The sequence below is a fragment of the Methylobacterium fujisawaense genome (assembly GCF_039619325.1).
GTDB classification, from domain to species: domain Bacteria; phylum Pseudomonadota; class Alphaproteobacteria; order Rhizobiales; family Beijerinckiaceae; genus Methylobacterium; species Methylobacterium fujisawaense.
Genome location: NZ_CP155000.1, coordinates 3,298,433 through 3,318,580, shown reverse-complemented (window position 1 = coordinate 3,318,580; position 20,148 = coordinate 3,298,433). Strand labels below are relative to the sequence as shown.

General features: G+C 67.4%; 20 protein-coding genes. 1 reads left to right on the top strand and 19 read right to left on the bottom strand.

Annotated elements, in window-relative coordinates; translation table 11 throughout:
- Nucleotides 1–67: 67 nt before the first annotated feature.
- The 15 genes from ABC766_RS15800 to ABC766_RS15730 all read right to left on the bottom strand — a co-directional run bounded on the left by ABC766_RS15800 (nt 68) and on the right by ABC766_RS15730 (nt 15,555).
- Nucleotides 68–757, bottom strand: a complete 690-nt coding sequence (locus tag ABC766_RS15800; protein ID WP_287090149.1) for a 4-carboxy-4-hydroxy-2-oxoadipate aldolase/oxaloacetate decarboxylase — start codon at nt 755–757, stop codon at nt 68–70.
- On the bottom strand, nt 754–1,479 hold the full coding sequence (locus tag ABC766_RS15795; protein WP_043759770.1) for a PIG-L deacetylase family protein: 726 nt from the start codon (nt 1,477–1,479) through the stop codon (nt 754–756). The genes ABC766_RS15800 and ABC766_RS15795 overlap by 4 nt, the downstream gene beginning before the upstream one ends.
- Before the next feature lie 163 nt (nt 1,480–1,642).
- Nucleotides 1,643–2,539: a LysR family transcriptional regulator gene (locus ABC766_RS15790; RefSeq protein WP_043379259.1), complete on the bottom strand. Its 897-nt coding sequence runs from the start codon at nt 2,537–2,539 to the stop codon at nt 1,643–1,645.
- A 245-nt stretch (nt 2,540–2,784) separates the two neighbouring features.
- On the bottom strand, nt 2,785–2,952 hold the full coding sequence (locus ABC766_RS15785) for a hypothetical protein (protein WP_159020355.1): 168 nt from the start codon (nt 2,950–2,952) through the stop codon (nt 2,785–2,787).
- The gene (locus ABC766_RS15780; protein WP_345822644.1) at nt 2,952–4,208 is read right to left on the bottom strand and encodes an acyl-CoA dehydrogenase family protein; all 1,257 of its coding nucleotides are present in this window, start codon (nt 4,206–4,208) and stop codon (nt 2,952–2,954) included. Before ABC766_RS15780 ends, ABC766_RS15785 begins: the two co-directional genes overlap by 1 nt.
- A gap of 43 nt (nt 4,209–4,251) precedes the next feature.
- Nucleotides 4,252–5,022, bottom strand: coding sequence for an ABC transporter ATP-binding protein (locus ABC766_RS15775; RefSeq protein WP_345822643.1), 771 nt, complete (start codon nt 5,020–5,022; stop codon nt 4,252–4,254).
- The gene (locus ABC766_RS15770; RefSeq protein WP_345822642.1) at nt 5,019–6,374 is read right to left on the bottom strand and encodes an ABC transporter substrate-binding protein; all 1,356 of its coding nucleotides are present in this window, start codon (nt 6,372–6,374) and stop codon (nt 5,019–5,021) included. The genes ABC766_RS15775 and ABC766_RS15770 overlap by 4 nt, the downstream gene beginning before the upstream one ends.
- Nucleotides 6,374–7,459 carry a branched-chain amino acid ABC transporter permease gene (locus ABC766_RS15765; protein ID WP_345822641.1) on the bottom strand — a complete coding sequence of 362 codons (1,086 nt, stop codon included), beginning with the start codon at nt 7,457–7,459 and terminating at the stop codon, nt 6,374–6,376. The genes ABC766_RS15770 and ABC766_RS15765 overlap by 1 nt, the downstream gene beginning before the upstream one ends.
- A 4-nt stretch (nt 7,460–7,463) precedes the next feature.
- Nucleotides 7,464–8,345, bottom strand: coding sequence for a branched-chain amino acid ABC transporter permease (locus ABC766_RS15760; RefSeq protein ID WP_345822640.1), 882 nt, complete (start codon nt 8,343–8,345; stop codon nt 7,464–7,466).
- A gap of 10 nt (nt 8,346–8,355) precedes the next feature.
- On the bottom strand, nt 8,356–9,126 hold the full coding sequence (locus ABC766_RS15755; RefSeq protein WP_345822639.1) for an ABC transporter ATP-binding protein: 771 nt from the start codon (nt 9,124–9,126) through the stop codon (nt 8,356–8,358).
- Between the two features lie 8 nt (nt 9,127–9,134).
- A complete protein-coding gene (locus tag ABC766_RS15750; protein WP_053609348.1) occupies nt 9,135–10,541 on the bottom strand; it encodes an LLM class flavin-dependent oxidoreductase in 1,407 nt (468 codons plus the stop codon).
- Between the two features lie 47 nt (nt 10,542–10,588).
- Nucleotides 10,589–10,894, bottom strand: a complete 306-nt coding sequence (locus tag ABC766_RS15745) for a hypothetical protein (RefSeq protein ID WP_345822638.1) — start codon at nt 10,892–10,894, stop codon at nt 10,589–10,591.
- Between the two features lie 1,315 nt (nt 10,895–12,209).
- Nucleotides 12,210–13,796 (bottom strand): sodium:solute symporter family transporter, encoded by a 1,587-nt coding sequence (locus ABC766_RS15740; protein WP_043379231.1) that lies wholly within the window; start codon nt 13,794–13,796, stop codon nt 12,210–12,212.
- Between the two features lie 12 nt (nt 13,797–13,808).
- The gene (locus ABC766_RS15735; RefSeq protein ID WP_043379227.1) at nt 13,809–14,072 is read right to left on the bottom strand and encodes a DUF485 domain-containing protein; all 264 of its coding nucleotides are present in this window, start codon (nt 14,070–14,072) and stop codon (nt 13,809–13,811) included.
- A gap of 43 nt (nt 14,073–14,115) precedes the next feature.
- Nucleotides 14,116–15,555, bottom strand: coding sequence for an NADH:flavin oxidoreductase/NADH oxidase (locus ABC766_RS15730; RefSeq protein ID WP_236961872.1), 1,440 nt, complete (start codon nt 15,553–15,555; stop codon nt 14,116–14,118).
- Here ABC766_RS15730 and ABC766_RS15725 point away from each other — a divergent pair.
- Nucleotides 15,539–16,429, top strand: a complete 891-nt coding sequence (locus tag ABC766_RS15725; protein WP_345822637.1) for an AraC family transcriptional regulator — start codon at nt 15,539–15,541, stop codon at nt 16,427–16,429. The genes ABC766_RS15730 and ABC766_RS15725 overlap by 17 nt on opposite strands.
- A gap of 77 nt (nt 16,430–16,506) precedes the next feature.
- Here the strand turns inward: ABC766_RS15725 and ABC766_RS34000 are convergent, their stop codons facing one another.
- From ABC766_RS34000 to ABC766_RS15705, 4 genes are all read right to left on the bottom strand, one after another.
- Nucleotides 16,507–16,653 carry a hypothetical protein gene (locus ABC766_RS34000; protein ID WP_427902309.1) on the bottom strand — a complete coding sequence of 49 codons (147 nt, stop codon included), beginning with the start codon at nt 16,651–16,653 and terminating at the stop codon, nt 16,507–16,509.
- Nucleotides 16,654–16,908: 255 nt separating this feature from the next.
- Nucleotides 16,909–17,889, bottom strand: a complete 981-nt coding sequence (locus tag ABC766_RS15715) for an ABC transporter ATP-binding protein (RefSeq protein WP_345822636.1) — start codon at nt 17,887–17,889, stop codon at nt 16,909–16,911.
- 8 nt (nt 17,890–17,897) lie between these two features.
- On the bottom strand, nt 17,898–18,737 hold the full coding sequence (gene ntrB / locus ABC766_RS15710; RefSeq protein ID WP_043759789.1) for a nitrate ABC transporter permease: 840 nt from the start codon (nt 18,735–18,737) through the stop codon (nt 17,898–17,900).
- A gap of 3 nt (nt 18,738–18,740) precedes the next feature.
- Complete coding sequence (locus ABC766_RS15705; protein WP_043379219.1) at nt 18,741–20,096, bottom strand: CmpA/NrtA family ABC transporter substrate-binding protein; 1,356 nt, start codon at nt 20,094–20,096, stop codon at nt 18,741–18,743.
- Nucleotides 20,097–20,148: the final 52 nt, after the last annotated feature.

Sequence of the window (20,148 nt, the reverse complement as noted above, 5' to 3'; positions counted from 1 at the left end):
GGCACGACGGATCGTGCCCTGCGCCGCCTCTTTCGGGCGGTCTGCCGGGCGCCCGGGTACGGGGGCGTCAGTCCTGCGGATCGTCGACGTATTCCAGGCCGGCGGCCGCGAGGGTCTCGCGCATCCGGTAGAGGTCGAGGCCGAGTTCGCCCGCGGCGAGGCGGGCGCGCTTCGCCTCCTCGTTGGCGGTCCGGGCGTCGGCCTTCGCCGCCACCGCGGCCGCGTCGGCGCAAGGCACGACCACGACGCCGTCGTCGTCCGCCACGATCGCATCGCCCGGCCGGACCAGGGCGCCGGCGCAGACCACCGGGACGTTCACGCTGCCGAGGGTCGCCTTCACGGTGCCCCTGGCCGAGATCGCGCGCGACCAGACCGGGAAGCCCATCTGCTTGAGGGTCCGCACGTCGCGGCAGCCCGCGTCGATGACGAGGCCGATCCCGCCGCGGGCCTTCAGCGAGGTGGCGAGGAGATCGCCGAACATGCCGTCGGTGTTGTCGGTGGTGCAGGCGACGACGAGGACATCCCCCGGCCGGCACTGCTCGATGGCGACGTGCAGCATCCAGTTGTCGCCGGGCTGGGCGAGCACCGTGACGGCCCTGCCGGCGATGGCAGCACCTTCCCAGATCGGACGCATGTAGGGCTTCAGCAGGCCCGTGCGTCCCTGGGCCTCGTGCACGGTGGAGACGCCATGTCCGGCGAGCCGCTGCGCCACCTCGGGCGCGAGGCGCGGGATGTTGCGGACGACGACGTTCCTCATGACAGCACCTCCGCCGCCATCGGGAAGAGCCGCTGGTAGGCCTCGCCGTATGTCATCGCCGTGCCGGAGTTCCGGCCGCCCTGGACGCCGCGGTTGAGGGCGACGCGCTCGTAATAGTCCCAAAGGTGGCGCTGGGCGGCGAGCACCCGGAAGGCCCGCTGCTTCGTCGCCCAGACGGAATCGATGTTGAGGATCACCTGGGGCTTGAAGTTGCACTGCTCGGGCTGGTGCGGCTCGAACAGGAAGACCGGCGGCGCGCTGTAGCGGCGCTCGTGGTCCGGCTTATGGCCGGCGGCCTGTGCGATGACCCGCGCTTCCTGGGCGAGATGGGCGGCGACCGGATGGTCGAAGTTGTAGGGATCCTCCAGCGCGTGCGTCAGCACGAAGGCCGGATTCAACTCGCGGTAGACATCAACCAAGCGGTCGAGCTCGGCCTCGCCCACGCGCAGGGGATAATCGCCGACGTCGAAGAACTCGATTTCGGCGCCGAGGATCGCGGCGGCCTCCTCCGCCTCGGCACGCCGCTGCGCCTTCACATCGTCCAGGCGCACGCCGGCCGACTTCCAGGCCCACTGGCTCTCGCCGCGCTCACCGTAAGAGAGGCAAACGATCTTGAGGCGGTAGCCCTTCGCTGCGTGGAGCGCGATGGCCCCGCCTGCCCGCCAGACGAAATCGCCGGGGTGGGCGGTCACCACGAGACCTGACTTGGGAACTGAAGTCATGGCCGTCGGTGTCCTCCCTCATTCCAGCGGCGAGGCAGGACCTGCGCGCTGTCTTCAGGATCGATGACTAGTCAACGCCCATGTATGAGACAAATGAAATGATTGCAGTTTTTATTGCATAAAATCGATAGATGAGTGCGATCCCAAGGCCCGCCGTCCCCGCTCAGACCGTCTGAAAATACTCGCGGAAGATCCGCGCCAGACGTTCGGCCGGCGACGACAGCGTGTGGCCGCGGCGAGTGACGATGCCGATCGTGCGCGAGATGCTGGGCCCTCGCAGCGGCACGGCGACGAGGTCGCTGCCGGGTGCCGTCTGGAAGGCAAGGCGCGGGACCACGGTGATGCCGAGGCCGCCGAGCACGAGGCCGATCGCCGTGGCGACGCGGTGAACCTCGTATGTCCAGCCCATCTCGGCATAGCGCCCGCCGAGCCCGGCCGCGATGAGCAGGTTGTTGCCGGTCTGCTCGCCGATCTTGACCAAGCGCTCGTCGCGCAGATCGCTCCATGTAACCGCCTTTTCCCCCGCGAACCGATGACCGGCACGACAGACGAGCACGAAGGGCTCCTGATGGATCGGAGCGATGTCGAGGTCGTAGTGCTGGGCGGACATGATGGTAACGCCGAACTCCGCCTCGCCCGCCCGCACGCGCTCCACGATGGCAGTCGCCGAATGGTCTAGAATGCGTACGAGCACCCCTGGGTCGCGCTGGCCGAAGCGCTGCAGGATGAGGGGCAGGTGAGAACTCGCGATGGTTGGCAGGCACCCGATGCGGACGAGATCCTGGCTCTCGCGCCCCTGCGCGCGCAGCTTTCCGAAGATCTGGGACAGCTCCTCGACGATGCGCTGAGCGCTCGGCAGCAGGTCGACACCGGCGGGGGTCAAGGTGACCTGGCGCGTCGTGCGGGCGACGAGCTTCACCCCGAGTTCGTCCTCCAGCTTCTTGAGGCGATGGCTCAAGGCGGCCTGGGACAGGTTGAGGCTGGCCGCCGCTCGGTTGAAGCTTCCCCAGTTGGCGATGCTGAGAAAGGCCTGAAGCCCCAGGAAGTCCACGCGCTCCATCGTGCCCTACGTCCCACGCGCGACCGCGCTGTCCATCGTGCGGAGTGACATGCTTGCGGCTCGGCGAGAAGCTGCCCCTGTCCGCACGCTCGGGACCGGATCATGCGGCCAAGCCCATCGCACGGGCACGATGCCGCGTTTGCGCATCGGCGGAGACACTGGCCCATTCGCTGCACCGGCGATCGGTGGGTAAGGCCCTGCGGATGACAGCTGTGCCGGCGTTCAAGCCGGTCTGATTCTTCGCATCAGAGCTTTGCGACGCAGGCATTGGCGCTGGAGCGCTTCCGCTCCGGTCGGCCGTGCGCCGCCTCGTCGGGGCTGACATCGCTGCAGGACTGCAGCGGCGGCCGGGCGACCGCGGCCTGCGCCGCCTGTCCGACCTGGCCGTGCCCGCGGGCATCGTACTCGCCCACTACGTGCCGCCGGACGGAGCGGGCGATTGACCGATCTTCCACTGGAACGGGGGCTCGGTGCCGTTCACGGCGAAATCCCCGACGATGCGGTCCTTGTAGATCCGCGGATTGTGGGACGCGATCGTCCGGGCGTTGCGCCAGTGTCGGTCCAGCGCGAGACCGGACCGGGTGGCCGACGCGCCCAGGGCGTCGAACAGGATCGTTCCTGCGTCCAGGACGAGTCCGGTGAGAACGCTCTGGGCCTGCGCCAGCTCGATCTCCGCCCTCACGTTGATCGCATGGGCTTCCTCCTCCCGCACAGCACCGATGCGGGCGTCGTAGGCGCGCTGGACGGCCTCCGCAGCCCGCAGGGTGATGGCGCCGGCGGCATAGGCGAGGCCGTGGACCCGCCCGACCACCTGGAGCACCTGCGGATCGGAACTCGGCCGGGCCCCCGCCGCATGGGAATAGGTCCGGTTGCGGTCCCGGACGGCGCTCGTCACCTCCGTGGCCGCGGCCCGGGCGATGCCGGTGAGGGTGGCGAGATGGACGGCCTGAAAGAAGGCCGGCCCGTAGGAGAACCGCGAGGCGGTCGGAAGCGGATCCCCTAGAACGTCGGCATCGTCGAAGACGGTCGAACCGCTGGCCGTGAGCCGCTGGCCGAAGCCGTCCCAATCGTCGACGATCTCGAGGCCCGGTCCTTTCGCCGCGACGATGGCGGAGGTCTCTTCGCCATCAGGACCGGTGCCGACCACGTCGATCCAGTCCGCGAAGAGAGAGCCGGTCGTGTAGAATTTCTGACCCGTCACGCCCCACCCCGCACCGCTGCGATGGATGCGGGTTTCGAACACGCCGACTTTGGCCGGGCCGGTCTCGGACCACGCTCCCCCGAACAGGTCGCCCGCCGTCAGACGCTGGATCCACCGCGCGCGGCGCTCGTCTTTCGGGCTGCCGACGGTGTCCTCCGCGAAGCCAAAATGATTTCGCAACGCCTGAGGCAGGTTGGAATCGGCCTCGGCCAACTCGGCGAGGAGCGCGAACAGGTCCGGCAGGCTCGCCCCGAACCCCCCCTCGGCCTCGGGGACCCGAAGGGCACCGAATTTCGCGTCCCGCAACGCGGCGAAGGCCGGATAGGGAAGGTCTCGGTTCCGTTCCCGTTCGATGGCGCCCTCGCGGATTTGGGCAAAGAGCGGCCGAAATCGCCCCGCGAGGGCCTCGTAGCGCGGGCTCGGCGCGACCCCCCAATGGGCAGATCCCTGTCGTTCCGAAGCAGTCATGGCGGTCTCGTGTCCTCCGGATGCGATGGAAGCCGGGCGCGGGTCAGTGGCGTGTCGGCGTGGCGCCCGGCTCACCGAGGTAGAGAGCGTCGAGCCGGCCGCTGGCCGAGAGGTCGCGGCCATTCCCGGTCGCGACGACGCGCCCGTTCTCGAGCACGACCGCGCGGTCGGCGTGCTCCAGGACGAGGTGAGCGCTCTGCTCGGCGATGAGGAGGCTCAGCCCCTCTTCGCGGTTCAGGCGAGCGAGGCTCTCGAAGATCTCGGCGACGACGCGGGGGGCGAGGCCCATGGAGGGCTCGTCCAGCAGGAGCAGCTTCGGACGCGTCATCAGGGCGCGGCCGATGGCCACCATCTGCTGCTCGCCTCCTGAGGTCAGTCCCGCCCGCGTATGCCGGCGCTCCCTGAGCCGTGGGAACCACGCGTAGATCCGCTCCAGATCGCGGGCGAGTTGCGCTCGGCTCGGTCGGCGGAGATAGCCGCCGATCTCCAGGTTCGTCTCGACCGTGAGCTGGCCGAAGACGTGCCGGCCTTCGAGCACCTGCACCAAGCCCCTTCGGACGAGGCTGGCCGGATCGAGCCGCGCGGTCGCTTCCCCCTGCCAGCGGACGTGGCCGCGGCGAAGTGAGCCGCGCTGCGCACCGAGCAGGTTCGAGATCGCCCTGAGCGTCGTGGTCTTCCCGGCGCCGTTCGCGCCGAGCAACGCCACGATCTCTCCCGCACCGAGGGAAAGGGAGACGTCCCTCAGCGCCAGGATGGCGTTCCCGTAGACGGCCTCGATGCCGTCCACCTCGAGAAAGGCCGCCGGCGCCGTCATCGCGCGATCGCCTCGGCGGTCTCCTCGCTGCGGGGCGTGATGCCCTTCTCCCGGGCATAGGCCGCGGCGCGCTCGTAGATGCGCGGAAGGAGCAGGTCCCGGTCGGACTTCACCCAGCCGTGGCTGACCGCCGCCCATTGCGTGCCGTCCCACTGCAGCACCTTGCCGGCACCGCCTCCCTCATGGTCCTTCACCGAGAGACGGAGGGGCTGCACCAGCCCTTCCGCGCCCAGCGCCTTCAGGCGGGGCTCGTCGAGGACGAGGTGCTCCAGGCCCCATTGCCCTTGTGCGCCGTCGATCGGCTTGCGGCCAAAGCGCCCCTGCGCCGTCCGGATGGCCTCGACGGCGATGATCGCTTCGATCACGCCGGAATTGTAGTAAACCGATCCGAAGCTCTTCGGGTCCTTCAGGTTGCTCAGGCCCTTGTCGACGATGGCGGCCTTGATCTTCTTGAGGATCTCGAAGTCCTGCCCCGCCGGGAACGGTGTGATGGCGCGATATCCCTTCCCGACGCTGCCGGCCGGGCGCACGTCTTCCTCGGAGCCCGACCAGATCCCGCCGATGATGTGATCGACGGGGAAACCCGTCTTGGCGGCGGTCTTGATCGCCACCGGCGTCATCACGCCCCATCCCCGCAGGAACACCCAATCCGGCTTGATCTGCCGGATCCGCGCCCATTGCGCGGACTGGTCGTTGCCGGGATGCGGCACCGCGATCTGGATATTCTCGAAGCCGTAGGTCTTGGCCAGAAGGTCGAGGGGGATCTGCGTCTCCTTCCCATACGGGCTGTCGTGGTAGACGGTGGCGATCTTCAGGCCCTTGAGCTTGTCCTTCCCGCCCACTTGCTCGGCGATATAGTTGATTGCCGAGGAGGCCTCGCTCCAGAAGCTGAACAGAACCGTGAAGCTGTAGGGAAACACCCGACCGTCGATGGCCTCCGTTCGGCCGTAGCCGGTGGTCACGAGGGGGATCTTGTCGGCCACCGACTTCTCGGTGAGCGCCTTCGAGACCGGATCGCCGTGGGGTAGGAAGAGGGGCACGGGCGAGCCGTCACGGCCGCCTTTCACCCGCTCGTAGCACTCCACGCCCTTCTCGACCGCCCATTCGGTCTCGCACTCGTCCCAGAACAGCTTGACGCCGTTGATGCCGCCTTCGACCTCGTTGATGTAGCGAAGGTAATCGATGGTCCCGGCCCAGACGGGAATGCCGGACGAGGCGTAGGCGCCCACGCGGAATGTTGGGAGCGGGAAGTATTGCCGGGCCGCGTCTCCGGCCGGGGCCGTGGTGACCGTGCCGGTTCCGAGAAGGGCGGCCAGCGCAACGATGCGCATGGTCCGTGCAAGGCGGGTCATCAGTCTTCTCCGAGAGGGTCAGGTCGGTGGGCCAGACGGCGCAGGCGGTCGACGAGGCTCCCGAGGAGCGCGGCGAGGCCGTTCGGCTCCTTGATCAGGAAGCCGATGATGAGGGCGCCGAAGACGACGCGCTGGAGATTGGCGATCTGCCCGCCGTCGAGGCCCGTTCCCAGGATCGTGCCGGACAGGTGCGAGAGCAGGATCGGCGTGAGCACGATGAACGCTGCGCCGAGGAAGCTTCCCGACAGGCTGCCCAGACCGCCGACGATGATGATGAACATCGCCTGGAACGAGCGATCGAGATCGAAGCTTCGGGCATCGACCGTGCCGAGATAGGCGAAGGCCCAGAGTGCGCCGGCCACGCCGCTCACGGCAGCCCCGACGAAGAAGGCCGACAGCTTCGCTCGGGACACCGGGACGCCGATGATCGCGGCAGCCGTCTCGCCGTCGCGTACGGCGCGCCAGTCGCGGCCGGTCCGACTCCGCACGAGCCGCCACGCCACGGCCGTGACGACGACGACGCTCGCGAGCGTCAAGGCGTAACGCCCGGCCGGGCTCGACAGATCGCGGCCGAGCAAGGCCAGATGGGGGGCCGAGATCGCGCTCGACGTGGCGTAGTTCGAGAACCAGCCGACCTGATTGAAGGTCCACGCGATCAGGAACTGCGCCGCCAAAGTCGGCGCCACGAGGTAGAACCCCCTGATCCGCAGGCTCGGCAGGCCGACGACGAGGCCGACGAGGCCGGCGATCAGCCCTCCACCGAGCAGGCTGAGGGGCAGCGGGAGCACCGGCACCCTGAGCAGGAGGTTGTAGGTTGCGTACGCGCCGACCGCCATGAAGGCGCCCGTGCCGAGGGACGCTTGGCCCGCGAAGCCCATGGTCAGGTTCAGGCCGAGGCCCGCCAGCGCCATGATCAGGAACGGAATCAGGATCGCGTTGTACCAGTAGTCGTCCGCGACGACCGGCACCGCCACGGCGGCGATGGCGAGGGCGGCGAGAATGCCCGCTGCCCGGATCGGTGAACCGGCCGGCGTGAACGTCGCGGCGAGGGCGCGGCCGTCGAGGGCCGCGGCGGCGGGAGGCATCGCGTCAGACCCTTTCGATCGGCCGCTCGCCGAACAATCCGGCCGGCCGTACCAGCAGGAAGGCGACCGCAAGCCCGTAGGCGAACCACGTGGAGACGGATCCGCCGAGGAGCGGCCCGAGATAGATCTCGGCCAGGGCGTCGCCCGCCCCGACGATGAGGCCGCCGACGATGGCGCCGGCGATCGAGGTGAATCCGCCGATGATGAGCACCGGCAGCGCCTTCAGCACCACGAAGGTCAGGGAGAACTGGACGCCCTGCCGTGCGCCCCAGAGCAGTCCCGCCACCAGCGCGACGAACCCGGCCACGGCCCAGACGGCCGCCCAGAGTGCCGGAAGCCGGATTCCCACGGACAGCGCGGCCTGTGGGTCGTCCGCGACGGCGCGCAGGGATTTGCCGACCCGGGTGCGTTCGAAGAACAGGGCGAGACCCAGGACCAGCGCGCCGGCACTGGCGGCGGCCACCAGATCGAACGAGCTGACCTGGATCGGTCCGAGCGCGACCGGAAGGTCGGCGATCCCGAGGTCGAGTTCGTGGACGCGCGCGTCCATGAGAAACTGCGAGCCGCCCTCGATGATGTAGGACAGGCCGAGCGTCGCCATGAACAGGGTGACCTGCGAGCGGTTGACCAGCGGGCGCAGCACCACCCGCTCGACCGCCACGGCGAGCGTCACCATGATCGCCAAGGCGACGAGACCGGCGAGCCAGAACGGAAGTCCCTTCTCCGTCAGGGTCACGAAGGTCAGCGCAGCGCAGAGCACCATCGAGCCCTGCGCGAAGTTGAACACGCCGGACGCCTTGTAGATCAGCACGAAGCCGATCGCGACGAGGGCATACATCACGCCCGCGAGCACTCCGCCCACGAGCGTCTCCAGGAAGAAGCTCATCGCGCGGTCCTCACTGCGGCTTGCCGAGATAGGCGGCGATGACGGCCGGATCGCTGCGGACCTGGGACGGTGGGCCGTCCCCGACCTTGCGCCCGTAATCGAGGACGACGACGTGGTCGGAGAGACCGAGGACCACGCCGATATCGTGCTCGATCAGGACGATCGTCGTCCTGAGGGTGTCGCGCGCGGACCTGATGAAACGCGCCATGGCCCGCTTCTCCTCGCCGTTCATCCCGGCCATGGGCTCGTCGAGAAGCAGGAGCTTCGGTTTCGCGATCAGCGCCCGCCCGAGATCGACGCGCTTCTGAAGGCCGTAGGGAAGGGTCGAGACGAGGCGGTCGCGGTGGGCGGCGAGATCGAGGAAGCCGAGGATCTCGTCGGCTGCAGCGAGAAATCTGCGCGTCTCCGCGCGCGCGCGCGGCAGGCCCAGGGCATCGTCGAGGAGCGTCGTCCGGCTCTTGCGCGACAGGCCGGCGAGAACGTTGTCGCGCACGCTCAGGCCGCCGAACAGGGCCGCGTGCTGGAAGGTCCGCCCGATGCCCCGCCGCGCGGCCGTGACCGGACGGATCTGTCCCAGGCGGCCGCCGTCGAACACGATCGCCCCGCCATCGGCGCGATAGACGCCGTTGAGGATGTTGAGGACCGAACTCTTTCCCGCGCCGTTCGGACCGATCAGGGCGCAGATCTCGCCGCGCGTCACCGAGAAGCTCAACGCGTCGAGCGCCTTCAGGCCTCTGAAGGAGAGTGAGACGTCCAAGACGTCGAGAAGAGGTTTGGGCATCGCCGCCCTCACTCGGCCGCCGCAAGGCCCGCGGCCTCGCGCGCCTTCACGGCTTCGATGTCCCGGTAGCCGTGAGCCGGATGGGACTCGGGCAAGTAGGCGCCGCGTCCGAACAGTTTCTCGCGTAGGGTCCCGGGCCTGTACGCCTTCGGATAGACACCGCGACGCTGCAGTTCCGGCACCAGCAGGTTGACCGTATCCTCGAAGGTCTCGGGCGTGACCGCATAGGCGAGGTTGAAGCCGTCGACCCCGGTCTCCTCGACCCATTCCTGCAGGATGTCGGCGACGGTCGTCGGCGAGCCGACGAAGACCGGCCCGATTCCGCCGATGCCGCCCCACCGGGCCAACTCGGCGATCGACCAGGGTTTCTCGTCCGCCGTGAAGGTCTCGACCATCGAGACGATGGCGTTGGTCTCGACCTTCTTCACGAGATCGGTCGGTGCGTATTGCCCGAAGTCGATCCCGCTCCAGCCCGACATGAAGACGAGCGCGCCGTCGTAGGATGCGTAGTTTTGATAGTCCTCGAACGTCCTCTGCGCGGCTTCGTCGGTCTCGGCGACGATCACGGTCGTGAGGTTGTAGATCAGGATGTCCTCAGCCGACCGCCCCGCGGCGACGGCCTTGGCGCGGACATCGGAGACATAGGCCCTGAGCATCGCCTTGAGGGGCGCGGCCACGAAGACGCATTCGGCATGCGTTGCCGCGAAGGCCTTGCCGGGGCCCGACGCGCCGGCTTGGTAGAGCACGGGTGTGCGCTGCGGTGAGGGCTCGCTGAGATGATAGCCGGGGACCGTGAAGTGCCGCCCGCGGTGGCCGATCTCATGGACCTTCGACGGGTCCGTGAAGATCCGCCTATCCCGGTCCCGCAGGACCGCCCCATCCTCCCAACTCCCCTCGAAGAGCTTGTAGAGAACTTCGACGTATTCCGACGCGACCTCGTAGCGGTTGTCATGGCGCTGCAGGCCGCTCTGGCCGACATTCCTGGCTCCGCTCTCCAGGTAGGACGTGACGATGTTCCATCCGATCCTGCCCTTGGTGTGGTGATCCGCCGTCGAGAGGCGCCTTGCAAAGGTGTAGGGGTGCTCGAAGGACGTGGATGCAGTGATGCCGATCCCGAGATGGTCCGTGGCGAGGGCGATCGGCGCGGCCAGCTGCAGCGGATCGTTCACGGGGATCTGGGCCGCCTGCTCGAGGGCGTGCCAGTTGGAGCCCTTGTAGACATCGTAGTATCCGACGACATCCGCGATGAAGATACCGTCGAAGATGCCACGCTCCAAAGTCCGAGCGAGATCCTGCCAGTATTCCAAGTCCTTGTATCGCCACGAACGGTCTCGCGGGTGGGCCCAGAGGCCGGGCGATTGATGGCCGACGCAATTCATGGCGAAGGCGTTGAAGCGAATGGTCTGGCCGGGCATGGCAGCGCGTCGCAGTCGGTGTGGTGAGGGCGGGAAGGTCGGGCGGTTCAGCCCGGAGCGAGGCCGAAGATCGCCGCCAGCGGGACGATCCGCGTGGCGTCAACGTCAACGCCGTCTTTCGAGCGATTGTCCGTGTGCGGATTCCAGTATGGATCACCGTTCACGACGTACTGGACCACCGGCTCGAAGAAGATACCGTTCCCTACGGCAAGATGAGCGTGGACCTCGAAGACGAGCTTGTCGCGAGAACAGGCGCTGCCGGTGCCTCCTGAGATCAGGTTGGCCTGACAACCCCGCCGCAGCCAGCGAGGCCGTGTCGGGTGCCCGCGGCCCATGCCATTTGACGCCGCCATGGGGGGCGCCGCCGATCGCGCCGGCATCCGTCTGCGGGCCCGCCTCGCCCGTGACGGTCTCGACGGCGCTCGGCGACAGGGCCTCGGCGGAGAGAGGGGCAAGGAGTGCGAGACAGCCTCGCCGAACCCCGAGCCGGGATGAGACTCTGCGAGAGATGGCGGAAGGTGCAAACTGCATCGGCGAGTCGTCTCGGTATAGCAAGGACATCCGAAGTGATGCCCCAGTAAATAATCATATTGATTATATTTTTTCGGGGAAAGATCGCTTGTGTCCCCTCAGGCAAAGAACTTATGCGCAAACGATATCGTCGTTCAAGAAAACAGAATGCCATTTTACTTGAGGCGACGAGGCTAAGATTCCGCTTCGTCGAGGGTGGGTGGAAGGACTCTTCGATTAGCCTGCAGCGCCTCGGATCTGCGCACCGGACGCACTGGGGGCGAGGGTCGGCCGGTTGGAATGTTGTTCGTGTGACTTGCTTCGCCGGCGAGCGGCGTTGCGTCGGGGGCGCAGATCCTCGCTTGAGCCGCCATTTTTCGATCGCGGCGCGTTCAGCGCGCTACCGGTCCGGCCGGTGAAGCGCACGACCCTCGACCTGGAACGATGTCCATGTTTCCTGGTTTCGAGATCCCTAAATATTCGCCCGTCTCAAGTGCAGTTTTGTTCGGCTGGTTCAGAAGCACCTTGAGGATGTTGCCGAACGGTCGACACTTGGATTTTGGCCCTGGCAGCAAGCGTGACCAGTCTCGACCTTGGCCCCGACGGACCGGACCGTGCACGCCATCGTCGTGTGACCGCGCGGCACAAAGCCATTCTGCTCGATTTTCGACGCTGCCGTCCTGCCCTGGGGCGACAAGCGTCACCATGGGGCAGGTTCGCGTTGCGCAGAGGTGCCCGCCCGCAACGATCCGTGGGGCATATTGGCTGGTCTCGGTTGGCTGCCGTTGTCATGCGCGCAAGCCGGCGCACGCCGTCATGTCGCGTGCCGCTTTCGGGCACTGCCTTGGGGGATTTGGACGACCCAAATGGGCGCGCATCCGTCGACCGACACGATCCGGGCGAACGGGCGAACTTACGGATTCGGCCGCCGAAAGCCGATGGGCAGGAAAGCACCCAACCCAGTCATTCTGAAGCGCCCCCGATCCGGCGGTCATGGCCGGAAGCAGAATTCCCGCTTTGTGAACCTTATACTTGGGACGCGGACCTTTCATCGTTCCGCGATGGATTGCTTCCATGCCTGACCGGCGCGTGCCCATGGCGGAACCGTCAAGGGGGGGCTCGCAACGGTCGAGATCGCGAGGCCCCGCAGGAGTAGCGCTAGGTCGCGGGCGACATCGCCGCCGCGGGCGCGGACTTGCGGTCCATCGCCGAGACCACGAACGCCGTGAGGAATGCCAATGGCATCGTCACGATCGTGGGCGGATCGATCGGGAAGATCGGCGCGGCGTTTCCGAGCACCTTCACCCAGACCGGCGGGCCGAGAACCGTCAGGACGGTCGCGCCAACGAGCCCGGTCACTCCTCCCGCGATGGCGCCCCGGGTCGTCAGGCCGCTCCAGTACAGCGCCAGGATCAGCAGCGGCAGGGTCGAACTGCAGCTGACCGCGTAGGCGAGGCTGATCATGTAGGCGACGTTCTGGGTCTGGAAGGCGATGCCGAGCAGTACCGAGATGATGCCGAGGCCGACCGTGGCGAGCCGCGAGGCGCGGATCTCGCTGCGCTCCGTTGCCCGGCCCCGGCCGATGATGCGGGCGTAGAGATCGTGCGAAACCGCCGAGGCTCCCGTCAGCGTCAGTCCTGCGACCACCGCCAGGATCGTGGCGAACGCCACGGCGGAGACGAGGCCCATGAGCGTGTCGCCGCCCAAAGCGTGCGACAGATGGACGGTGGCCATGTTGCCGCCGCCGCGGATGGCGCCCTTGGCGTCGAGATAGGCCGGGTCCCCGCCTATGATGGCCAGCGCTCCGAAGCCGATGACGAAGATGAGGGCGAAGAAGCCGCTCTGGCACATCACCGCCCAGAACACCGACACGCGGGCGGCACGGGTATCCGGGACGGTGAAGAAGCGCATCAGGACATGCGGCAGGCCTGCCGCCCCGAGCATCAGGGTCATGCCAAGGGAGATCGACTGCCACACGCTGCCCGAATAGACCTGGGGCATCATCATGGCCGCGTGCTTCGGATGCACCGCTATGGCCTGGGCGATGAGGCTGTCGTAGTCGAATCCGAAGCGCGCCAGGATGAGCAGCGCGATCGCGACGCCGGCGGCGAGCAGCAGCGTCGCCTTGACGATCTGCACCCAAGTCGTCGCCACCATGCCGCCGAACATCACGTAGCAGATCATCAGCGCGCCCACGAGGATCTGCGCGTAGAGATAGTCCAGCCCGAAAAGCAGTCGGATCAACTGTCCCGCCCCGACCATCTGGGCGATGAGGTAAAACATCACGATGACGAGGGTGGCGACGGCAGTAAAGATGCGGATCGGCGTTTCCGACAGGCGCGTCGCGAGGACGTCGGCCACCGTGTAGCGGCCGAGCTTCCTCAATCTCTCGGCCACCAGGAAGACGACGAAGGGCAGGCCGGTCGCGTAGCCGACGGCGAAGATCAGGCCGTCGAAGCCGGAGGAGCAGATCAATCCGGCGAGGCCGAGGAGCGCGCCGGCCGATATCATGTCACCGGCCAGCGCGATGCCATTCTGGAAGCCGGAGATCTGGCCCCCGGCGGCATAGAACTGATCGGCGGATTGAGCGCGCCGGGCCGCCCAGTAGGTGATGCCCAGCGTCACGATGACGATGCCGACGAACATTCCGATCGCCGCGGCGTTCAGGCCGCCGCCGGGATCGCCCGCGAGCGCCGGGGCGGTCGCGCCCAGGAGCAGCAGGGTGGCCAATAGGGATCTTCGCATGGGGTCGCCTCCTCAGCGCGCGGTGAGACGGTTGGCGAGCAGGACGTAGAGTCCCGTCAGGATCATGGTGGACAGGATGGCGAGGAGGCCGCCGACGGTGGCGACCGTCACGGCCATCCCGGGCGCGATCGGCCGCGTCATGGTGGCGGGCGAAACGATGAAGGTGCCGACGAAGCTGCCGTAGATCACCGTTTGAATGCACGCCATGATCCATCCGAGTCGGGCCTGCGGCAGATCGTTCTTCGGGACTTCGAGATGTGTTTCCTCTGCTGACACCGTTCGACCTCCGGCTTCGACGCGTTGATGTTGGATCGGGCGTTTATTCGGCAGCCTTCGATGCGGCATCGGCGACCACGTGGCCGAATCCGTTGTTGACGCGGCTGCGTTGATACTTGTTGAGCCAAGTTTTGAACTGGACGGGCAGCATGTCGTAGGGGCGCGCCTCGCCCAGAACCATCGCCGCGTAGACCGGCCAGTGGGGGTTCGCGAGCATCGGCCTGCCGAGCATGACGATGTCGACTTGGCCCTCCCTGACGATCGACTCCGCGAAGACGGGATCAGCCAGGTTCCAGTTCGCGGCGGTCAGGACCCCCGCCTCCTTGCGGATTCGCTGCGCCGCCGGGACCATGAAGCCCTCCTCGTCCCACGGCGTTTGGGCGCGGCCCGAGTTGCCGCCGAAGGAGACGTCCACGAGGTCGAGTCCCCGGGGCGCGAGGAGGCGAGCCAGTTCGACCGACTCGTCGATGGTCTGGCCGCCGGGTGCGAATTCCGTCACGCCGAACCGCATGGAGAGCGGCAGCCGCTCGGGCCATTCCGAGCGGACGGCCTCGAAGACCTCGACAAGCAGCCGGCTGCGCCCGGCGAAATCGCCGCCGTATTCATCGGTGCGCCGGTTGGCCAGGGGCGAAAAGAAGCTCGACAGGAGGAAGCCGTGCGCGCAGTGGATCTCCAGCCACTGAAAGCCGGCGTCCCGCGCCCGGCGTGCGGCCTCGGCGTACTGGCGCGTGACGGTCGCGATATCGTCGTGCGTCATGGCCCGCGGGATGCGCGGCATGACCCCGCCGAACGCATCCGCGGAGGGGCCGATCATCTCCCACGCGTCGGGGTGATCTTCCGGCAGGTGGCCGCCGCCTTTCCACGGAGGCTCGACGCAGCCCCGCCGGCCCGTGTGGCCGAGCTGGATGCCGGGCACGGCCCCGACGGTCGAGACGAAGCGGGCGATCCGGGCCAGGGCTTCACCCTGCTCGTCGTTCCAGATGCCCGCGCATTGCGTGGACATGCGGCCTTCCGGCGACACGGCCGCCTGCTCGACCACCACGAGCGCGGCGCCGCCCGCCGCCTTCGAGCCCAGATGGACCAAGTGCCAATCGTTCACGAGGCCGTCCGGCGACGAGAACTGGGTCATCGGCGAGACCGCGATGCGGTTGCGCAACGTGACATCGCGGACCCGGAGTTCGCTGAACAATGAGGACATCGTGCCCGCTCTCCACGCACGCTCCGTCCAGCCGAACATCCTGCCGGAGAAGCGAGCTATCTGCTCGAAATTGAGCCAATACAGTTGCGGAACGAGCAGTCGAATGCCGAGCTGTCCGCCAGTGATGACTTGTTCAAGCCCTAGACTGCCCTTAGCTTTGGACGGCACTCTTCCAAATTCGGGCCGGGCTCGAACAGATTCCGGACAGCGTGCGGCGCGGAGGCTGGCGGGACGTGCCGACAGGGTCGGGGACATGACGAGCGCGACGATGCAGACGCGTGACATCGGCTCCTGGCCGAAGAATATCGCGCTGGCCCGCAGCACGGGGCGGGGCTGGCGGGACATTCACGCGCAGCACGTCGCCGTCGAGCCGTGGACGGGGACGCTCGATCCGGTTGGCAATCCCTGCCTCGGCTACTGCGTCGCGCGTCCGGCCCAGATCCGTCGACGCATCGGGCGCGGCGGCGCGACCGAGGCGAGCACGTTGCGCCCCCGGCAGTTCCACCTGATCCCCGCCCACGACAAGAGCGAGTGGCAAAGACGCGGACGCTCCGAGATGCTTGCGATGCATCTCCGCCAGGGATTGATCGACGAGACCGCGCGCCAGATGTGGAGTGCGACGGCGCCACGGGTCGAGCTCGACATTCCGCTTGGAACGTCTGATCCGCTCCTCGAGCAGCTGGCCCTGGCCATCCTGGAGATCCTGCGGGAGGAGCCCGATGCCTCATCGGCGCTCTATGTCGACGAGCTGGTCCACGCGATGGTCGTGCGCCTTGTCCGGGCCTATACGGCGAACGGTCGCTCATCACGGACGGTATTGGACAACGATGCGCTGGATCGCGGCGAGATGCGGCGCATCCGCGACCTGATCGAAGAGCGGCTCGCCGAGGACCTCTCCCTCGAGGCGCTTGCCGCCGAGATCGGCGTATCCCCTCGCACCCTGTCCCGCGTGTGCCTCAAGCAATGGGGAACGACGGTTCACCAGTATGTCCTCTCACGCCGTGTCGAGCGGGCCAAGACCATGCTCCTCTCGACCGACCTTGCCGTCACGGCGATTGCCTTCGATACGGGCTTCTCCAGTCAAAGCCATCTGGCAACGGCCTTTCGGCGGTTGACCGGGCTCACACCGAAACATTACAGGCTCATTGGCAGATCGTAATTCTCAAGTTGTTCTGACCGAAAATATACTGGAAGCATTTCCGCCACGTTGTGATTCGCCGGTCGGATCTGATTTCATTATGCTTTGAGCCCGTATTCCGGCCTGTCGTCGTTGTTGCCGCAAGACTTGTGCGGCGGGAACTTGCCCGACATGGTGAGCTTCGCCCGGTCGCCCTTGTTGCTGGCCTCGCGGGCCATGTCCATGTTGAAGTCGATCGCCGACACGATGCCGCGCCGAACCCCTCCTGGATCAGCTCCTCGAAGGTCGTGCCGTAGACCATCACCCGCTCGTAGAACCGGTAGATCAGCGGCTCGTTGAGCATCCGCTCCTCCGCCGCGGTGAGGCCGAGGAGTTCGGCAAGTCACGCCTCGCGTTCGCGCACCGGGCGAGGGTGACGGGCGAAGCGGTTTACCGTCGGGACTGCCGATGCCTTCCGCGCGATCCGGCGGCCATCCCGACGCGTGGGCGACGGCCGCGGATCAGGCCCGGCGGGCTGGAGGCTCGGCGGCGCCGGCTGCCGCGTCCGCCTCGCTCAGGGAAGGCCGCACGACCGGCGGATGGCGCGGGTCGTACCCGTCCGGCATCGCGTCCCGCAGCGTCGTGGAGCGGGTCACCAGGAAGTCGATCAGGTGGTTGCGCAGGGCGTAGTACCCGGGCGCATGGTGGAGCTGCGTGCGATCACGGTCCTTCGGCAGCGGGTTCTCGACGAGCTCCGCGACCCTCGCTCGGGGTCCGTTGGTCATCAGCACGATCCGGTCGGCGAGATAGATCGCCTCGTCGACGTCGTGTGTGATCATGAACACCGTCTGGCCGGTCTCGACGCAGATGCGGCGGACCTCGTCCTGCAGGGTTCCCCGGGTCAGCGCGTCCAGCGCCGAGAAGGGCTCATCCATCAGCAAGATCTTCGGCTCGATCGAGAGCGCCCGGGCGATGCCGACGCGCTGCTTCATGCCGCCCGACAGTTCGGAGGGGCGCTTGTGCTCGGAGCCCGCCAGTCCCACCGTGGCGATGGCCTTCCTCGCGCGCGCCTCGACCTTGGCCCTGGGCGCCGTCCGCCAGCGCGCGGAGACCGCGTAGGCGACGTTGCCGAGCACGCTGCGCCAGGGCAGCAGGGCGTGGCCCTGGAAGATCACCGCCCGATCGAGGCTGGTTCCTTCGATCGCCTGCCCATCCACGATGACGACGCCCTCGGACGGGGCCTCGAGCCCCGCCAGGATGTTGAGCACCGTGGTCTTGCCGCAGCCCGAGTGCCCGATCATGCACACGAACTCTCCGCGGCGCATGGGCAGCCACAGGTCCTCGAAGATCGTGGTCGTCTTGCCCCCTGGCCCCGGATAGCGCCGCGCGATCCCTTCGATGGAGATGAACTTCTCTGCGTTCGACATGCGGCTGGTCCCGGCCTGAACGGGAGCGGGGGCGGCACGGCTGGAGCGCCGCACGAAGGGAAGCAGCTTGCTCATCGGGTGCCTCATTCGGGGAAGGTGACGAGGCGCTGCGCGCGCGCCAGCAGCTGGTCGAGGGCCATGCCGACGACGCCGATCACCAAGATCGAGGTGATCACGTTGGTGATCGAGAGGTTGTTCCACTCGTTCCAGACGAAGTAGCCGATGCCGGTGCCGCCCACGAGCATCTCGGCCGCGACGATCACGAGCCAGGCGATGCCGATGGAGATGCGCATTCCGGTGAGGATGGTCGGCGCGGCGGCCGGCAGGATCACCGTGAACGCCCGGCGCACCGGCCCGACCTCCAGGGTCCGGGCGACGTTGAGCCACTCCTTCCGCGTGCTCGACACGCCGAACACGGTGTTCATCAGCATCGGCCAGAGCGAGCAGATGAAGATCACGAAGATCGCCGACAGGGCCGAGTCCTTGATGGTGTAGAGGGCGAGCGGCATCCAGGCGAGCGGCGAGACCGGCTTCAGAATCTGGATGAACGGATCGAGCGCCCGGCTCATCAGCGGCGACATGCCGATGAGGAAGCCGACCGGGATCGCCACCAGCACCGCCAAGCCGTAGCCGAGCGCCACGCGCCCGATCGAATAGGCGAGCTGGATACCGATGCCCTTGTCGTTCGGGCCGCGGTCGTAGAACGGGTCACTCAGGTGCCCCCAGATGGTCGCCCCGACATCCAGGGGGCCGGGCATGGCCGACTTGCCGGTGGTGGCCGCCTGACCCATCAGGGCCGCGTATTCCGGATCCATCGCCTCGGTCTTGGCCGTGCCGCTCACCGCGACCTGCCAGCCGAGTAGGATCACCGCGAGGAGCGCCAGGGAGAGGATGCCGGCGCGCAGGGTCAGGGTGCGTTGCATGACTCAGCTCGCGCGCTTGATCTTGAAGGAATCCAGGTATTCCTGGGGCTTGGCCGGATCGAAGGGCTTGCCCATCACCACGAACGTCTTCGTGGTGGCTTCCGGCGGGGCGAGGCCGTCCTGCTTCATCAGCTTGGCGGCATCGGTGGCGCGGTAGACCTGCCTCGCTACGGCGGCGTAGTCGACATCGCCCTTGATCTGGCCCCAGCGCTTCATCTGGGTCAGCGTCCAGATCGCGAAGCTCTCGTACGGGAACGGGTCGAAGGCGACCCGCCGCGGATCCTTCCTGACGCTGCCGAGGCCGTCCGCGTAGGTGCCGGTCAGGACTTGCTCCACGACGGTGAGCGGCTGGTTCAGGTAGTTCGCGGGCGCGATTGCGGCGGCGATCTCCTTGCGGTTCTCCAGTCGCGAGGCGTAGGCGGTCGCCTGGAGGATGGCGCGCAGGAGCGCGGCCGTGGCGTTCGGCATCTCGCGGATCGTGTCCTGCGCGACCGAGAACGAGCAGCAGGGATGCCCGTCCCAGATCTCCTTCGACAGCACGTGGATGAAGCCGACGCCGTCGTAGACCGCGCGCTGGACGATGTTGTCCGGCGCCAGGAAGCCGTCGATGTTGTCGGCGCGCAGGTTCGCGACCATCTCGGGCGGCGGCACCGAGCGGAGCTGCACGTCGGTGTCGGGATCGATGCCGTGCTCGGCCAAGTAATAGCGCAGCAAGTAGTTGTGGTTCGAGTAGTCGAACGGGATGGCGAGTTTGAAGCCCTTCCAGTTCTTCGGGTCGCGATTGTCCTTGTGCTTGTTGGCGAGGCAGATCGCTTGGCCGTTGACGTTCTCGATCGCCGGCACCGCGAAGGGAACGGGATTCGAGCCGAGGCCGAGCGTGATCGCGATCGGCATCGGCGCGAGCATGTGGGCGGCGTCGTATTCCTTGTTCAGGGTCTTGTCGCGCACCACCGCCCACCCGGCGGTCTTGACGACGTCGACGTTCAGGCCCTGCTTCTCGTAGAACCCCATGGGCTTGGCCATGATGATCGGCGTGGCGCAGGTGATCGGGATGAAGCCGACCTTGAGATCCGCCCTTTCCGGCCTGCCGGCCTCGGCGAACGCCTCGGCCACGAACTGCGTGGGCAGGAACTGGGCGACCGCCGCTGCGGCGGTCGCGGCGCCGACGCTCTTCAGGAAGGCGCGGCGTCCGGCATCGTGCGGGAACAGCGCCCGCAGCATCGCTGCCTCGACGACGCGCACGACCGCGGCGTCGCCCGACGGGAGAGAGGCTTCGTGCGCGGCTTGGTCCGCATGCGCACCGCAGGAGCAGCCGCCGAGCCTGCGCCGGGCATCAAAAGGATTGTCGGAACGGGCCATCGAGAACTCCGGCGTTGAAGTCTTGAAATTCGCAGCAACTGTCGCGCCAAGC

What these genes read in the sequence shown, in the direction of transcription:
- ABC766_RS15800 (WP_287090149.1), bottom strand. Translation starts at nt 757, where the DNA reads ATGAGGAACGTCGTCGTCCGCAACATCCCGCGCCTCGCGCCCGAGGTG.
- ABC766_RS15795 (WP_043759770.1), bottom strand. Translation starts at nt 1,479, where the DNA reads ATGACTTCAGTTCCCAAGTCAGGTCTCGTGGTGACCGCCCACCCCGGC.
- ABC766_RS15790 (WP_043379259.1), bottom strand. Translation starts at nt 2,539, where the DNA reads ATGGAGCGCGTGGACTTCCTGGGGCTTCAGGCCTTTCTCAGCATCGCC.
- ABC766_RS15780 (WP_345822644.1), bottom strand. Translation starts at nt 4,208, where the DNA reads ATGACTGCTTCGGAACGACAGGGATCTGCCCATTGGGGGGTCGCGCCG.
- ABC766_RS15775 (WP_345822643.1), bottom strand. Translation starts at nt 5,022, where the DNA reads ATGACGGCGCCGGCGGCCTTTCTCGAGGTGGACGGCATCGAGGCCGTC.
- ABC766_RS15770 (WP_345822642.1), bottom strand. Translation starts at nt 6,374, where the DNA reads ATGACCCGCCTTGCACGGACCATGCGCATCGTTGCGCTGGCCGCCCTT.
- ABC766_RS15765 (WP_345822641.1), bottom strand. Translation starts at nt 7,459, where the DNA reads ATGCCTCCCGCCGCCGCGGCCCTCGACGGCCGCGCCCTCGCCGCGACG.
- ABC766_RS15760 (WP_345822640.1), bottom strand. Translation starts at nt 8,345, where the DNA reads ATGAGCTTCTTCCTGGAGACGCTCGTGGGCGGAGTGCTCGCGGGCGTG.
- ABC766_RS15755 (WP_345822639.1), bottom strand. Translation starts at nt 9,126, where the DNA reads ATGCCCAAACCTCTTCTCGACGTCTTGGACGTCTCACTCTCCTTCAGA.
- ABC766_RS15750 (WP_053609348.1), bottom strand. Translation starts at nt 10,541, where the DNA reads ATGCCCGGCCAGACCATTCGCTTCAACGCCTTCGCCATGAATTGCGTC.
- ABC766_RS15745 (WP_345822638.1), bottom strand. Translation starts at nt 10,894, where the DNA reads ATGGCGGCGTCAAATGGCATGGGCCGCGGGCACCCGACACGGCCTCGC.
- ABC766_RS15740 (WP_043379231.1), bottom strand. Translation starts at nt 13,796, where the DNA reads ATGCGAAGATCCCTATTGGCCACCCTGCTGCTCCTGGGCGCGACCGCC.
- ABC766_RS15725 (WP_345822637.1), top strand. Translation starts at nt 15,539, where the DNA reads ATGCAGACGCGTGACATCGGCTCCTGGCCGAAGAATATCGCGCTGGCC.
- ABC766_RS15730 (WP_236961872.1), bottom strand. Translation starts at nt 15,555, where the DNA reads ATGTCACGCGTCTGCATCGTCGCGCTCGTCATGTCCCCGACCCTGTCG.
- ABC766_RS15715 (WP_345822636.1), bottom strand. Translation starts at nt 17,889, where the DNA reads ATGAGCAAGCTGCTTCCCTTCGTGCGGCGCTCCAGCCGTGCCGCCCCC.
- ntrB (WP_043759789.1), bottom strand. Translation starts at nt 18,737, where the DNA reads ATGCAACGCACCCTGACCCTGCGCGCCGGCATCCTCTCCCTGGCGCTC.
- ABC766_RS15705 (WP_043379219.1), bottom strand. Translation starts at nt 20,096, where the DNA reads ATGGCCCGTTCCGACAATCCTTTTGATGCCCGGCGCAGGCTCGGCGGC.